The sequence below is a fragment of the Pedobacter sp. SAFR-022 genome, assembly GCF_051965375.1.
In the GTDB taxonomy this organism is placed as follows: domain Bacteria; phylum Bacteroidota; class Bacteroidia; order Sphingobacteriales; family Sphingobacteriaceae; genus Pedobacter.
The window spans coordinates 680,192-696,370 of sequence record NZ_JBQCME010000001.1 but is presented as its reverse complement, the minus strand read 5'-3'; the positions used below and the strand labels follow the sequence as shown (position 1 = coordinate 696,370).

The following is a 16,179-nucleotide window of genomic DNA, read 5'->3' as shown; positions in this document are numbered from 1 at the left end:
TTTAAAGATGAAAACAATTGACTTTTTTAATTTGATCCATATAGACGAGTATTCTGCGACGCCGAAGTACCTGCAGTTAAGTGACTCAATCATTGAAGCCATTGAAGATGGAAAACTGCAAAAGAACGATGTGCTGCCTTCCATCAACGAGTTAAGTTATATCCTGGAGATCTCCCGTGATACGGCAGAGAAAGGATATAAGTACTTGAAGAAGAAGGGGGTGATCGTGTCCGTGCCCGGCAAAGGGTACTATATCGGCCAGACCGACTTTAAAAAGAAGATTAAGATCTTCCTGTTGTTCAACAAGCTTTCCGTGCACAAAAAAATCATATTCGACTCATTTGTAGCCGCCTTGGGCGAGGAAGCTGTGATTCACTTTTATGTTTACAACAATGACTTCGCAATTTTCAAAAAGCTAATCCAGAATCGTAGAACAGATTATAGCCATTACGTGATCATCCCTCATTTTCTTGAAGGAGGCGATGCCGCCGCAGAGATCATCAATACGCTTCCTAAAGAAAAGCTGATTCTCATTGATAAGAAGGTTGCAGGGGTTTGCGGCAACTATTCAGCGATCTATGAAAACTTTGAGAAAGATATTTACAATGCCTTAACCCAGGCCAAAGAGGCACTGGCCAAGTACCACACCTTGAAGTTAATATTTCCGAAGCGGAGTTATTTTCCCAAGGAAATCATGAATGGCTTCCGGTTATTCTGCCAGCAGTACGCCTTTGGGCATCATATCGTACACGACATCAAAAATGAACCGATCGGTGAAGGAGAAGTCTACATCAACCTGATGGAAGATGATCTGGTGGTACTTATTGAAAAGATCATCTCGCAAGGACTGCATCTAGGTTCGGACGTAGGGGTAATATCCTACAATGAAACACCGCTGAAGAAGTTCCTGCTGAACGGTATCACCACCATATCTACAGATTTCCAGTTGATGGGAACCCTTGCTGCGGAGATCATCAAGAGCCAGCGGCGGCAGGATCAGGAAGCGCCATTCAGTCTTACGTTAAGACCTTCTTTGTAAAACGATCATGCATGATGGTGCATGACAGTTCATTAACCTTGCTTTACTAATTTGTGCTTACAAACGAATTCTAATCAAATATTTCATACATGGGAGCATTTTTTGGTGTCTTATTCCATTTCATTGGAGGTTTTGCTTCCGGCAGTTTTTACATTCCCTACAAGAAAGTTAAGGGCTGGGCCTGGGAAAGTTACTGGATCATTGGAGGGCTTTTTTCCTGGCTGATCGTACCCCCGCTGGCAGCTTACCTCACCATTCCCGGTTTTATGGAGATCATCGTAGCGACAGATGGTGCCATCTTGGGTCTTACTTACTTCTTCGGGGTATTGTGGGGTATCGGCGGGTTGACCTACGGCCTGGGCGTGCGTTATTTAGGCGTTTCGCTGGGTAGCTCCATCATACTGGGCCTCTGTTCTGTGTTTGGCGCGCTGATCCCTTCCATTTACTACAATTTCAATCCAAAAGCAGGTAAGGATTCCTTCACTGATTTGATCAGCAACAGCTGGGGGCAGTGGGTGCTTTTCGGCATATTGATCTGTGTGCTGGGCATTGTGATCTGTGGTAAAGCCGGTTTGATGAAAGAAAGAGACCTGAGCAATAAGGGCCAACTGCTGGAAAGTACAGAGTTTAAAATCGGCCTGGGGCTTTTTGTTTCGGTAGTTTCCGGGATGCTGAGTGCCTGTATGGCCTTTGGTATCGATGCCGGAAAAGACATGGCCGATGCAGCGAATGCAGCCTGGAAAGCGGCAAACCCGGGACAAGGAGAGTTCTTGTTTCAAAACAATGTTTCCTATGTAGTCATTCTATTAGGTGGCCTAACCACGAATTTCATCTGGTGTATGGCGCTCAATATCAGGAACAAAACCTTCGGTGATTATGTTAATGGAGAAACCCCACTGCTAAAGAATTATGTCTTTTCGGCACTTGCCGGTACCACCTGGTTTCTGCAGTTCTTCTTCTATGGAATGGGCGAGAGCAGGCTCGGCAATGGTGCCAGCTCATGGATCCTGCATATGGCTTTCATCATTCTGATCGCAAACGTGTGGGGACTGGTTTTAAAAGAATGGAAAGGCGTAACCCGGAAGACGTATGTCACGGTCATCACAGGCATTTTGTTTATCATTCTGTCCATCCTGATTGTCGGTTACGGAAATTCACTCAAATAGTTATTTAATGAACAATAATATGTCTGTAGATACCAACAAATTTAAACACGTAAGTTATTTATGGGATGAGACAGCGGCCGAAAGATATGCAGGTGATGAAGTAGGCCTACTGATTTATCGCTCAAACCTGCTTGGTGCTGACCTCCGCCTAACGAACTATGGCGGTGGAAATACCTCATGTAAAGTGCTCTCGAAAGATCCCCTTACCGGGGCAGAAACGGAGGTCATGTGGATCAAAGGTTCGGGAGGGGATATTGGTACGCTGAAAAAAAGCGGTCTCGCGGCGCTCTATGTTGATCGCCTGCGCAGTTTGCAGAACGTTTACCGCGGCCCGGAGCATGAAGATGAAATGGTTGAGTTGTTCAACCACTGCATATACGATCTTTCTTCCAAGGCACCTTCCATTGATACGCCCTTACACGGATTTCTGCCCTTCAAACATATCGACCACTTACATCCGGACGCTGCCATCGCGATTGCGGCGGCTAAAGATGGCGAACGTATTACCCGGGAGCTGTTTAATGGGAAGATAGGCTGGGTAGACTGGCGGCGCCCAGGCTTTGAGCTTGGTTTGGAGCTGAAAACCTGCCTGGATCAGAATCCGGGTATCCGGGGCATTATGTTGGGTTCCCATGGACTATTTACCTGGGGTGATACGGCCTACGAAAGTTATGTGAACACCCTGGAGGTGATTGAAATCTGCGCGGCCTACCTGGAAGAAAACTACGGCAAACAAAGACCGGTATTCGGCGGACAGAAGCTGGAGAGCCTGGAAGCGGAGCAGCGGAAAGCACAGGCAGCGACATTGGCGCCGATCCTACGTGGTTTCTGTTCCAGTGAGCGGATGATGATCGGACATTTTACCGATGATGCCCGGGTACTTGAATTTATAAATTCTAATGATCTGGAGCGTCTGGCACCCATGGGCACCAGCTGTCCTGATCACTTCCTTCGTACGAAGATCAGTCCGCTGGTGCTTGAACTACAACCCGAGCAGGACCTTTCGGATGCTGCCACCATCAAAGCTGCCCTTGAACCTGCGTTTGAAGCCTATCGGCAGATGTACCAGGAATATTATGAAAGCTGCAAGCATGAAAACAGTCCGGCGATAAGGGATCGGAATCCGGTGATCATCTTGTATCCCGGTATCGGCTTATTCTCCTTCTCCAAGGATAAGCAGACCGCCCGGGTCGCGGCGGAGTTTTACATTAACGCCATCAATGTGATGAAAGGCGCGGAGGCGATCTCTTCCTACACCTCCCTGCCAAGACAAGAGGCGTTTGATATTGAATACTGGCTGTTGGAAGAAGCCAAACTGCAACGTATGCCCAAACCTAAGCCGCTCTCGGGTCGTGTGGCATTAATCACGGGCAGCGCTGGTGGTATCGGTAAAGCGATTGCGAAAAAGTTTATTGAAGAAGGTGCTGTTGTTGTGCTAAACGACATGAATGCAGAAAGACTTGCGGAAACAGCTACAGAATTTCAAAGCCAATATGGCAAAGATGCATTCACCGCAATTTTGCTGGATGTTACCCGGAATAAGCAGATCAGGGAAGCGATGCAAATGGCGGCACTGTGCTTTGGCGGGCTAGACCTGGTGGTGAATAATGCAGGACTGTCCATTTCGAAGTCTATCGAAGAACATACCGACCACGACTGGGAATTGCTTTACGATGTGCTGGTACATGGACAGTTCAAGATTACGCAGGCTGCTGTTGACATTATCAAGAAGCAGGCGCTGGGCGGTGATATCATCAATATTGTAAGTAAAAATGCACTGGTTTCCGGGCCTAATAATGCGGGTTATGGCTCAGCAAAGGCAGCACAGTTGCACCTCAGCAGGTTAAATGCCGCTGAACTTGGTTCTGATCATATCCGTGTGAATGTTGTAAACCCGGATGCAGTTATCTCCGACAGTAACATCTGGGCCGGCGGCTGGGCCGAAGGGCGTGCTAAAGCCTATGGCATTACCGTCGCCGAGCTGCCCGCCTATTATGCAAAAAGAACCCTTTTAAACGAGATCATACTACCTGTAGATATCGCCAATGCATGTTTCGCCTTCGTTGGTGGACTATTGAATAAATCTACAGGCAACGTCTTGAATGTGGATGGTGGCATCGCCAATGCATTTTTAAGATAGATCATCAACCTTAAACCACAAAGTTATGACCATTGAAAAATATCAGATTGAGCAAATAAATGGGGATGCGCTCAGCAAACATGAGAAGCGTTTTGGATTTCTGGCATCAGAGCTCCAGGATGTGGAAACCATCATTCAAAAGCTTATCGATTTTCAGGTTGCCATTCCGAGCTGGGCCCTGGGTACCGGCGGCACACGTTTTGGCCGCTTTTCCGGCGGTGGTGAGCCTGGAAGTTTAGAAGAAAAGATCGAGGACATCGGCTTGTTACATCAGCTTAACCGTTCCAGCGGCACCATTTCCCTGCATATCCCTTGGGATATTCCAAGGAACTACCAGGAGATAAAGACCCTTGCTGCACAGCAGGGCCTTCGCTTCGATGCGATGAACTCCAATACTTTCCAGGACCAGAAAGAACAGGCCTTGAGCTATAAGTTTGGCTCCTTGCAGCATGTGGACAAGAAAGTGCGTAAGCAGGCGATAGCGCATAATATTGAAGTCATCAGGCATGGCGTTGAACTGGGTTCAGAATCCCTGACCGTCTGGCTTTCCGATGGTTCCTCCTTTCCGGGACAGCTGAACTTCAGAAGGGCTTTTGAAAACACGCTGGAGAGCCTTCAGGAGATCTATGCGGCATTACCCGCTAACTGGAAGCTTTTCCTGGAGTACAAAGCTTTTGAACCGAACTTCTACTCTACAACCGTTGGCGATTGGGGGCAGTCCTTGCTCTATGTAAGTAAACTGGGACCGCAGGCCTATACGCTGGTTGACCTCGGCCATCACCTGCCAAATGCCAATATTGAACAGATCGTGGCCTTGTTACTGATGGAAGGTAAACTTGGCGGCTTCCACTTCAACGATTCCAAGTATGGTGATGATGACCTGACTACAGGCAGCATAAAACCATACCAGCTGTTCCTGATCTTCAATGAGCTAGTGGAAGGAATGGATGCCAGGGATATGAACCACAACACCGATCTGGGCTGGATGATCGATGCTTCGCATAACGTTAAAGATCCATTGGAAGATCTGCTACAGTCTGTGGAAGCCATCATGATCGCCTATGCGCAGGCGCTTCTGGTGGATCGGCAGGCACTACAAAAAGCACAGTTGGAGAACGATACCGTTGTTGCGCAGGAGCTACTGCAAGCCGTGTTCAGAACGGATGTCCGTCCGCTGGTAGCAGAAGCAAGGCGGCGCGCCGGCGGTGCTTTAGAACCCTTGAAAGTTTACCGGGATCTGCAGGTTCGAAATGAACTGATCCGAAAAAGAGGTGCGGTTACGGTAGCAACAGGTTTATAATGGCGGGATTACGGGTAATTGCAATTTTTGATGTTGGTAAAACGAACAAGAAGCTCTTCCTGTTCGATGAGCACTATCGTATCGTTTACGAGAAAACTGCACGTTTTCTGGAAACCAGGGATGAGGATGGTGAGCTGTGTGAAAACCTCGACAGCATCCGGATATCCATTTTCGAATCGCTGAATGAAGTGTTGCGGAATGAGGAATATGAATTGATAGCCATTAACTTCTCTACCTACGGTGCGAGCCTGGTGTATTTGGATGAGCACGGGCAACCTTTAACACCACTTTACAATTACCTTAAAAATTATCCAGCCGAACTGGAACAGCAGTTCTATGCAAAATATGGCGGCAAAACACAGATGGCATTGGAAACATCTTCCCCGGCATCTGGCAGCCTTAATGCTGGGCTGCAAATATACCGGATCAAGTATCAACTGCCTGAATTGTTTCAGAAGATCAGGTATGCCCTGCACTTGCCGCAATATGTAAGTTATCTGATCTCGGGAAAGATCTACTCCGATATGACCAGCATCGGTTGTCATACCCATTTGTGGGATTTCAAAAAACAGCAATACCACGACTGGGTAATCCGGGAAGAACTGGACAAGCTACTGCCGCCCATCATGCGCTCCGATGAGGTGATCGAAACCACCTTCATGGGCAAGCGCTACATCATTGGTGCCGGACTTCATGATAGTTCCGCGGCATTGATCCCCTACCAGGCGAGCTTCTCCGAACCATTTATCCTGCTGAGCACCGGTACCTGGTGCATCAGTATGAACCCTTTTAACGCTTCACCCTTAACAGCCGAAGAGCTTGAAAATGATTGTCTGGCCTACATTGGCTATCATGGCAAGCCAGTTAAAGCTTCGCGTCTATTCGCAGGCAATGAGCACGAGCAGCACGTGAAAAGAATTGCGGCCACATTTGATGTTGATGTGCTGGTTTTTAGAAATATGGCGTATGAGCCGGAAATTATCGCCAGGTTAACAAGCCAAAATAGATCCTCTACTTCAGCGGTTGGAAAATCCTCTGCTTTCGAAAGCCGGGATTTGAAAACATTCCGTAATGCAACGGAAGCCTATCATCAGCTTATGCTAGACCTGGTTGATCTGCAGTTTAGATCCACAAGCTTGATTATAAATGGCACACCAATAAAAAAAATATTTGTTGATGGCGGGTTCAGTAAAAATGCCATCTACATGAACCTGCTAGCCCTGGCCTTTCCAGACATCGAGGTATATGCCGCAGCAATGGCACAGGCCACAGCTTTGGGTACAGCGATTGCAATTCACAAACATTGGAACAAAAAACCATTAGCAAATGATATTATTGCATTAAAGTTCTATTCCGTGAAAAACCAAGTCTTATGAAGGTCGCCCTTTTTATTCCCTGTTATGTAGATCAGTTTTACCCCAAGGCTGCAATTGCCACCCTAAAGCTCCTGCAGGACCTGGGTGTTAAGCCGGTTTATCCAGATGGACAAACCTGTTGCGGACAACCTATGGCAAATTCAGGTTTTGAACATCTTTCCACTGGTTGTAATAAGCTCTTTATAGAGAACTTTGAGGATTTTGACTATATCGTTTCCCCTTCGGGCAGCTGTGTACTTCATATTAAAGAACATCTGAAGGATGAAGCAAAGCCAGAGCGCGCGAAACGTATTCGTCAGCATACCTTTGAGTTGGTCGAATTTCTAACGGATGTATTGAAGGTGGAAAAACTCCAGGCACGTTTTCCTTACCGGGTTGGCTTACATCAAAGTTGTCACGGTCAACGCGGCCTGCATTTATCGCAGATGTCTGAACTGGTCGCGCCAGCTTTTTCCAAGCCCTTACAGCTGCTGCAGATGGTAGAAGGTATCGAGTTGATCAACCTGTCCCGTAACGATGAATGTTGTGGTTTCGGTGGTACTTTCTGCGTTGCAGAAGAAGCTGTATCGGCAAAGATGGGCCAGGACCGGGTCGCTGATCACCTCAAACACCACGCGGAATACATCACCTCATCAGACATGTCGTGTTTGATGCATATGGAAGGGATACTAAGAAGAAGGAATAGTGCTGTTAAAGTGTTGCATATTGCAGAAATTCTGAACGCAAAATAACCTGACAAGATGAGTAAGCCCGAAAAAGATCACGCAGCGCTTTCAGATGTTTTTACGAAAGACACCGCCAGGGTAGATTGGCATGATGAAACGTTATGGTGGATACGTGCCAAGCGCGACAATGCGGCGCAGCAACTACCAGAATGGGAATCGCTGCGAACCCAAGCTTCCTTAATCAAAGAAAACGTGCTCTCCAGGCTGGATTCTTATCTATTGAAGTTTGAAGCACAAGCTAAAAAGAACGGGATCATTGTGCACTGGGCCAAAGATGCTGCTGCGCATAACCAGATCGTTTATGACATTCTCCAACAGAAGGGCCTGAAGCAAATGGTCAAGAGCAAGTCCATGCTTACGGAGGAATGTCATCTCAACGAGTTCCTCGCAGAAAAGGGTGTTGAAGTTATTGACTCTGATCTCGGCGAACGCATTGTACAGCTGGCCAAGGAACCGCCAAGCCATATTGTACTGCCTTGCATTCACAAAAAGAAAGAAGAAATTGGCGAGATCTTTTCAGAACATCTGGGTACACCTGCAGGGATTTCAGACCCTAAGATCCTGACGGAAACTGCCCGGAACCACCTTCGGGAGGTGTTCTTAACGCGAAAGGTTGCACTTACAGGTGTCAACTTCGCGGTGGCGGAAACCGGAGAGTTTGTGGTCTGCACAAATGAAGGTAATGCCGATATGGGAGCGCATCTTTCAGAGGTACATATTGCAGCAATGGGGATCGAAAAGATCATCCCCAGGCGAGAACATCTTGGCGTGTTCTTACGCCTGTTAACCCGAAGTGCCACGGGCCAACCCATCACCACCTATTCCAGTCATTATGCGAAACCAAGAGCAGGACAAGAAATGCACCTGATCCTGGTAGATAATGGTAGAAGCGCACAACTGGGGCGTGAAGACTTCCGGAATTCGCTGAAATGTATCCGCTGCGGCGCCTGCATGAACACCTGTCCGGTTTATCGGAGAAGCGGAGGCCACAGTTATCATACGGCGATAGCTGGTCCGATCGGGTCCATTCTGGCACCCAATCTGGACATGGAAAAGTACGCGGACCTGCCTTTTGCGTCAACATTATGCGGTTCCTGCAGTAATGTATGTCCAGTGAAGATCGATATCCATAATCAACTGTATAAATGGCGGCAGGTGCTTGTAAAAGCCGGGCATGTGGATCCCAAAAAGGTCGCAGCAATGAAGCTGATGAGCTTCACCCTTTCCAATACGAAGCGGTTCGTGCTGGCAGGCAAAGCAGGAAGAATGGTCATGAAATATGCACCTTTTGCTGTCAATAATAGCCTGAACCTCTGGTACAAACAACGGGAGATGCCAGAACCCCCAGCGCAATCTTTCAGAGCATGGTATAAAAAAAACCGAAACAATGAGTAAAGCAGAGATACTAGCAGCAATTCAAAGGAATAAACCGGCATTGATGGAACTTCCTGCAGCATTCATGCCCTTGCAGGGGGAAGCGCAGGACCTTAAAGAATTGTTTTCGGGAATGGTTAACCAGGTCGGTGGTCAGGTGTTAAGCGTGGAGCACTGGCAGGAGATTGAAGCCTATGTACATCAGCACTTTCGAAGTGATGAACGTGTTATAACCACCATAGCGCATTTAAGGCCTGCTTTTGAAAGTGTAGATCCAGGTGCCGACCCACACGACCTGGCAGATGTTAGCCTGGCCATCTTGCCGGGGCAGTTCGGGGTCGCAGAGAATGCTGCAATTTGGCTTACTGATGATCAACTGGGTATAAGGGTGCTACCTTTTATCTGTCAGCACTTGGCCATCGTGATAAGGCAAGATCAACTGCTTGCTAACATGCATGAAGCTTATGATCGCATCGGCAGTGCGAACCAGGCTTTTGGCGTTTTCATCGCCGGCCCATCTAAAACCGCGGATATTGAACAAAGCCTGGTTATCGGTGCGCATGGTGCACGGTCCTTATTCGTTTTTCTCTTGAAGTAGTCTATGCACAACCTTATTCAGCGTTAATCCCTGCACCAGGATCGAGAATACCACCACACAGAAACTTGCCGTCAGGATCAACTCCCGGTAGGGCGAAGGCGGTAGCGAAAGTGCCAAAGCAACAGATATCCCGCCCCGCAGTCCGGCCCAGGTTAATATGCCCACACTGGTGTACTGTATTCTTAACGAACGCTTCAGGAATGCAATCGGCAACACAATGCTCATCATCCTCGCCACGAGTAAAATCACAATGGCAAATGCACCTGCAACAAAGTAGTCTGTGCTAAAAGATACCATTACCAGCTGCAAGCCAATTAATACAAAGAGCACGGTGTTGAGCAGTTCGTCGAGCAAACCCCAGATACGCTGCAGGTACTCATTAAGCCTGGATTCTTCATTGTCACTGAAAGGTTTACTGCCAATTAGCAGACCTGCCGCAACTACAGCAAGTGGAATGGAAACATGCAGCATGCTGCCAAGCAGGGAAATCATCATCACCAGGGACAGGGAGATCATTACGATGGTCTGGAAATCGCGGATAACCCGCATCATCCGGTAGGCTATTGTACCAAGCAGCAGTCCAAGCAGTAATCCGCCAAAAACCTCCTGCGCAAATAATGAGGCTGTATGGGTCAATGAGAATTGGCTACCCGGAGTGGCAGCAAGGCCCAAGAAAGTAATGAACAGCACAATTCCAATCCCGTCGTTAAACAAAGATTCTCCATTGATAATGGTTTCCAGCCGTCTGGGCATTCTGGTGTTTTTCAACAGGGCTGCAACCGCCACCGCATCTGTAGGGGATACCAGGGCGCCGAACACCAGGCAGTAAATCATAGGTATTTCATGACCCGCATATGATAGCGCATAATGCAGCAGTGCAGCAAAAATTAGGGTCGATAATAATACGCCAACGGTGCTGATGATGAGTACACCTTGCAGGTTTGATTTCAGTTTTTTGATGTCGAAATGCAGTGCACTTGCAAAAAGGAGGAAGCCCAAAAGGATGTCCAGCAAGGTGCTCGAAAAATCGATCGAATTACTAAGCTCCTGAATAAGCCGTGTAAAGTCAGGCAGCGTTTTACCTGCAAAAATGGTGAGGAGTGCGGAACCTATGGCGAGTAGCATTACACCAATCGCGCCAGGTAATTTTATCCAACGAGCATTGATGTAGCTGAATATTGAGCTGATTGTAAGTAGCGTAGTTATGACTGCGAAGAAATCCATATTTGCGGCAAAATTGAGTAAAATATTGAATAAACAGGTATATAAACGTGGTAGTTTTTAAGGGAAGGTAATGTACCTTATCCTTACTTTTGTATAGGTGGATGTAGACCGGTGTTTATCATTTTACAATAGCATTGATAAAAATGGAACGAAATGATTTTAGTAATTCAGGGATCATGAATTGGGAAAGCTCGTTGCAAATGTTCGAAAAACTACCGGAACTGTACTTGATCCTTTCTCCCGGTAAGAAGGTGCTCACAGCATCTGATGCCTGGCTTAATGCTATGGGGCTATCCAGAACAAGTGTTCAGATCGCTGAGGTCTCCACCTTGTTCAACCTGTATAACACCAGCAACGAATATCTCGCAAGTCGCATTCTAAGATCCTTGGACGAGGTCATCGAAACTCGGGAAAGCCGAATTGTTGATGCCCAGCAGATCCGCCATCGCTACTATGAGATCATCCAGATACCGGTATTGGACGATCGGCAGGAAATAACCTATATCGTCCATAAGTTGCTAGACATCACCCGGCTTATTAAAAAGGAGATTGAGTTTGAACGACGCATCGAACAGGACATCAAGCGACTCACAGACACCATAGACCTACTCTCCAGGGTTGAGGAAGCAGGCAGTTCCGGCAGTTACCAACTGGATCTGAAATCCGGGCGCATCAGTTTTTCTGACGGTATGTACCGGCTTCTAGGTTATGAACCAGGTGCTTTCGTGCCATCGACGGAATTCCTGAAGTCGATATCTTACGGAGAGGATGACCAAAAAGTAGCTGACACCATTGCAGATGCAATAGCCCGAAAAGGCCCATATGAATATACCAGGCGAATTTTTCTTCCAGATGGTGAAATGCGCTATATCCTTAGCAAGGGTAAAGTGATCACTGACCTGGCAGGGGAGAGTTTGTATGTACTTGGTGTGTCACACGATATTACCGAGCAGAAGCGTTCTGGGGAGGCCCTGCAAAAAGCACATGAGGATTTGCAGAAAAGTAATGCCATGTTGCAGTCGGTGTTTGATGCAACCATGATTGGGATGTCCTTGCTAAAACCGATCCGTAATGCAGCGGGCGAAATCCTGGATTTTGAAATTATACTGGTTAGTAGAGGGCTGGAAAAAGAAACGCAGCGACGCGACCTTGTTGGCAAGTGCTACACGGAAGAATATCCTGGGATAAGAGCCGCCGGCTTGTTCGACCTGATGCTGAAAGTTATGGAAAGTGGTAAACCTGAGCAGCTCGAGTATTATTATCCTTTTGAAGGCTTTAACAAATGGTTCTCCTGCACCTTTGTGAAGCTTGATGGTAGCCTGGTGGCCACGAACCTCGACATCAGCCCCATCCGCGAAGCGGAAGCAAAGCTGCGCACGATGGAAGATAACCAGAAAGCAGAGATCTTCAAAGCCAGCATCCGCACGCAGGAGGAGGAACGGAAGCGTATTGCCGAAGATCTTCGAAATGGCATCGGTCAACTCTTATACGCCGTAAAAATAAACCTCAAACATGTAGAGTCCGGTAAAGCAATTAGTGACCCGGAAGCCTTTCAGCGCTCCAAACAATATACCGACCGCATACTGGCTGAGGCCATCAAGGAAATACGCCGCCTGTCTCACCAGATGACACCGGCGATCCTGGAAGATTTCGGCCTCGAAGAAACGATCATAGAGCTCTGTAAACAGTTTCAGCCTGTTATAGATATCAATTGCAGGGTGACTGGTATAACCAGCAGGCTCGACGGTTATGTGGAAGTATCCGTTTATCGCATGGTGCAGGAACTGCTCATGAATGTGATCAACCATGCCAAGGCTAGTGAAGCGATCATCGATATCAAAAAAGATGGCGCTACGCTGGAGGTCCTTGTTCAGGATAATGGTGTTGGATTCAATCCTGAGCAAGCCGGAAAGCAGGGCCTCGGTCTGGCTACCCTCATGAATAAGGTGCGGCTGCTCAATGGAACAATCCATATTGAAGCCAGTGCAGGCACTAAGGTGAGCATCAAACTACCCCTCGAGGCATCGTTTTAAGCTAAAATACTACAAGCTTTTGTACGAAATTGCACGGTGTCCATGGTATATATTTGAAAATGTATAACTTTATTTGTTATTCGAGCTTGTAGCCTGGCAATCACGCTATTGAAGGCTGCTCAAATCAAGATAAAATCAAATATAAAAATGGAGAGACGCTTAGCGATCAAACAAATATTATTCATGGCGGGTGGTATGGCACTACTCCCATCCTGTTTAAGGGACTCCGGTAAATCCTCAATTGCACTCACCAACATAGACGTAAGCCTCGATCAGGAACAGCTGCTTGCCGATATTTCGGAAACCATCATACCTGAAACGAAAACACCAGGTGCTAAAAGCCTGAATCTGCATCTGTTTACGCTAAAGATGCTGGATGACTGCTACGAAAAGGAAGATCAAAAGTTATTCTTTGAAGGGATGGATGCGCTGCAGGACCGCTCGGAGGCACAGTTCTCCAGAAGCTTCCAAAAGCTGACCGTCCCGGAGCGTGAGCAACTGCTGGTAGGCATTGAGAAAGACGAGCAAGCACCTGCTGCAATCAAGAAGTTTTATGACATCACCAAGTCTAAAACCATCGAGGGCTATATGAGCTCAAAATATGTGATGACCAATCTTATTGTTTGGGAACTGGTACCAGGAAGATGGAACCCATATTACCCTGTTAAATCTGCTTAATACTTAAAAACTACAATGTCTAATATTAATATAGATAGCCAAAAAACGAATACTTATGATGTTATCGTTATTGGCTCCGGAATAAGTGGCGGCTGGGCTGCTAAAGAGTTCACAGAAAAGGGTTTAAAAACGCTGGTTCTGGAACGAGGACGCGATGTTCAGCACATCAAAGACTATCCAACGACAAACATGTACCCCTACGAATTTGACCACCGCGGACAAATTCCTTTGGCCATTCAAAAAGAGAACCCTATTGCCAGCAGGTGTTATGTTTTCCGCGAGGATGCTATGCACTTTGTGGTTAAAGACAACGAACATCCATACCAGCAGGAAAAGCCCTTTGACTGGATCCGTGGCTACCAGGTAGGCGGTAAATCGCTGCTTTGGGCGCGACAAACCCAACGCTGGAGTGACCTGGATTTTGAAGGTCCGGCACGCGACGGCTTCGCTGTAGATTGGCCGATCCGTTATGCCGACCTAGCACCATGGTACAGCTATGCAGAACGTTTTGCCGGTATCGCTGGTAACAAAGACGGGCTGCAGGAGCTTCCCGATGGCGAGTTCCTGCCAGGATTCCCGCTAAATGCTGTGGAAGACTACTTCAAAGGCGTGGTAAGTAAAAAATATCCGAACCGGCATGTCATCAGTGCACGATGTGCACACCTTTCCAAGCCGAATCAGATTCACTTGGATCAGGGTAGGGCAAAATGTCAAAACAGAACGCTTTGTCAGCGTGGCTGTCCCTTTGGAGGCTATTTCAGCAGCAATGCTTCTACGCTACCCTGGGCTGCAAAAACCGGAAATCTTACCTTGAGGCCAGATTCTGTGGTAGAATCCATCATCTATGACGACAAAAAAGAAAAAGCAACGGGTGTACGTGTAATTGATGCCAATACAAAGCAGGAAATGGAGTTCTATGCGAAGATCATCTTCGTTAATGCTGCGGCTTTAAACACCAACCTGATCCTGTTGAATTCCAAATCCAACCGTTTCCCGAATGGGCTTGGGAATGATAATGGCCAACTGGGCAAGTTTGTGGCTTTCCATAACTACAGCGCAAGGATCAGCGCCGAATATGATGGCATGCTGGAGTGGTCTACCGACGGCCGTAACCCGGCTGGTGGCGGTTATCTGCCAAGATTCCGTAACCTGCTGAAGCAAGAAACGGACTTCAAGCGCGGTTATGCTGCCGGCTTTAGTGCCAGACGTTCCGTAAACCGCGACTCCAGCGGTGTTGGTGCAAGCTTAAAAGATAACCTGGCCAAAGCACCACTTGGCCCATGGCAGGTTGGTTCGCACATGATGGGTGAAACCATTCCTAAAGAGTCCAATTTCGTAAACCTGAGCAAGGATAAAAAAGATGCCTGGGGCGTGCCATTGTTGAATATCTCTGTAGACTACGATGAAAACGACCGTTTAATGAAGAAGGATTATATCGAGCAGCTGTCTGAAATGTTTACCGAGGCAGGCTTCAAGAACATCAAGGTTAATGACTCCTCACAAGCACCAGGACTGGATATCCACGAAATGGGTGGAGCCAGGATGGGGCATGATCCAAAAACTTCCATCCTGAATAAATGGAATCAGGTGCATGCCTGTAAGAACGTTTTTGTGACTGATGGTGCCTGCATGACTTCAACCTCTACACAGAACCCTTCCTTAACCTACATGGCACTCACTGCCAGAGCGGTAGATTACGCGGTGAAATCGATCAATAAATTCGAAATATAAAATATAGAAAAAGCTATGGCCTCTGAGACAATTAAACCTGTCTTAGGGGCCATTTTTAGTTTAGATTGTACTTGTCGTTCCGGATATTCACCACATTGGACGTGAACAGGATACCAACAATTAGAATTCCGATTAAGATCGCAAGTGCAAGTTGCAGGTTCGAGTAAATCTTCGTGCCGGATACGATCTTCTCCGTCTGTTCGATGATCTCATTGCCAACTTGTTTTTGCGTGTCAATAAGTTTGGTCAGGTGCATGGTTGCACTGCTGAACATCCTTTTCCCCCGATCTTCATATAGCCTTAATGCTGCTGCTGCCTGGTTGTTGTAAATGTTGCTAACCAGATCTTGTTCCATGCGGAGGATGGAACTCAGGTTCTGCTTTAAATCCTGCAACTGTACTTTTTCCTGCTGTACCAGATAGGTCTTCTCGTATTTCTGCAACAGGGAATCGATGTTGTGATTGTATCTGCTTAAATTATGCTTCAGTCCAAGCTCGTCCGCTACCGCATTGGAATACAGAACACTTTCAATGATGTTTCGGCGTGCATATAAGTTCTCTACAATGTGGTAAAGGTCCATCGCCGGGATCAGCCGGTCGTTGTATAGCGTAATGAAAGATTCATTCATGTTTTTAACACTCTTGTCTTCCAAGATGCGGATCAGAACAGAACAGGTCATGATGAAGAACAGCAGCACTGCTATCTTGACCTTTTGTTTCACAGAATAGGCGAATCTCATGGCTATTTGGTTAAGAATTAACCAAGATAAGCATTATTGTGGAGATGTCTTTTTTC

General features: G+C 47.0%; 13 protein-coding genes. 11 read left to right on the top strand and 2 right to left on the bottom strand.

All coding sequences use genetic code 11. The features are described from left to right. The first annotated feature begins 7 nt into the window (after positions 1–7). From ACTHQF_RS03020 to ACTHQF_RS02985, 8 genes are all read left to right on the top strand, one after another. Positions 8–1,039 (top strand): GntR family transcriptional regulator, encoded by a 1,032-nt coding sequence (locus ACTHQF_RS03020; RefSeq protein WP_440428370.1) that lies wholly within the window; start codon positions 8–10, stop codon positions 1,037–1,039. A gap of 89 nt (positions 1,040–1,128) precedes the next feature. Beyond that, positions 1,129–2,205: an L-rhamnose/proton symporter RhaT gene (gene rhaT / locus ACTHQF_RS03015; RefSeq protein WP_440428369.1), complete on the top strand. Its 1,077-nt coding sequence runs from the start codon at positions 1,129–1,131 to the stop codon at positions 2,203–2,205. 19 nt (positions 2,206–2,224) lie between these two features. Then, positions 2,225–4,345: a bifunctional aldolase/short-chain dehydrogenase gene (locus ACTHQF_RS03010; protein WP_440428983.1), complete on the top strand. Its 2,121-nt coding sequence runs from the start codon at positions 2,225–2,227 to the stop codon at positions 4,343–4,345. Positions 4,346–4,370: 25 nt separating this feature from the next. After that, a complete protein-coding gene (locus tag ACTHQF_RS03005) occupies positions 4,371–5,645 on the top strand; it encodes a TIM barrel protein (protein WP_440428368.1) in 1,275 nt (424 codons plus the stop codon). Further along, complete coding sequence (locus ACTHQF_RS03000; RefSeq protein WP_440428367.1) at positions 5,645–7,021, top strand: FGGY-family carbohydrate kinase; 1,377 nt, start codon at positions 5,645–5,647, stop codon at positions 7,019–7,021. Before ACTHQF_RS03005 ends, ACTHQF_RS03000 begins: the two co-directional genes overlap by 1 nt. Next, positions 7,018–7,752: a (Fe-S)-binding protein gene (locus ACTHQF_RS02995; RefSeq protein ID WP_440428366.1), complete on the top strand. Its 735-nt coding sequence runs from the start codon at positions 7,018–7,020 to the stop codon at positions 7,750–7,752. The genes ACTHQF_RS03000 and ACTHQF_RS02995 overlap by 4 nt, the downstream gene beginning before the upstream one ends. A 9-nt stretch (positions 7,753–7,761) precedes the next feature. Next, a complete protein-coding gene (locus ACTHQF_RS02990; protein ID WP_440428365.1) occupies positions 7,762–9,141 on the top strand; it encodes a lactate utilization protein B in 1,380 nt (459 codons plus the stop codon). Next, on the top strand, positions 9,134–9,718 hold the full coding sequence (locus ACTHQF_RS02985; protein WP_440428364.1) for a LutC/YkgG family protein: 585 nt from the start codon (positions 9,134–9,136) through the stop codon (positions 9,716–9,718). The genes ACTHQF_RS02990 and ACTHQF_RS02985 overlap by 8 nt, the downstream gene beginning before the upstream one ends. Here ACTHQF_RS02985 and ACTHQF_RS02980 read toward each other — a convergent pair. Then, positions 9,695–10,942 (bottom strand): cation:proton antiporter, encoded by a 1,248-nt coding sequence (locus tag ACTHQF_RS02980; RefSeq protein WP_440428363.1) that lies wholly within the window; start codon positions 10,940–10,942, stop codon positions 9,695–9,697. The two genes, ACTHQF_RS02985 and ACTHQF_RS02980, sit on opposite strands and share 24 nt — an antisense overlap. 176 nt (positions 10,943–11,118) lie before the next feature. On the opposite strand from ACTHQF_RS02980, the gene ACTHQF_RS02975 reads away from it, so the two are divergent. From ACTHQF_RS02975 to ACTHQF_RS02965, 3 genes are all read left to right on the top strand, one after another. After that, complete coding sequence (locus ACTHQF_RS02975) at positions 11,119–12,975, top strand: PAS domain-containing sensor histidine kinase (RefSeq protein WP_440428362.1); 1,857 nt, start codon at positions 11,119–11,121, stop codon at positions 12,973–12,975. A 147-nt stretch (positions 12,976–13,122) separates the two neighbouring features. Continuing rightward, positions 13,123–13,653: a gluconate 2-dehydrogenase subunit 3 family protein gene (locus tag ACTHQF_RS02970; RefSeq protein ID WP_440428361.1), complete on the top strand. Its 531-nt coding sequence runs from the start codon at positions 13,123–13,125 to the stop codon at positions 13,651–13,653. A 15-nt stretch (positions 13,654–13,668) separates the two neighbouring features. Further along, positions 13,669–15,384, top strand: coding sequence for a GMC oxidoreductase (locus tag ACTHQF_RS02965; RefSeq protein ID WP_440428360.1), 1,716 nt, complete (start codon positions 13,669–13,671; stop codon positions 15,382–15,384). A gap of 55 nt (positions 15,385–15,439) precedes the next feature. Here the strand turns inward: ACTHQF_RS02965 and ACTHQF_RS02960 are convergent, their stop codons facing one another. After that, complete coding sequence (locus ACTHQF_RS02960; protein ID WP_440428359.1) at positions 15,440–16,123, bottom strand: MCP four helix bundle domain-containing protein; 684 nt, start codon at positions 16,121–16,123, stop codon at positions 15,440–15,442. Positions 16,124–16,179 lie beyond the last annotated feature (56 nt).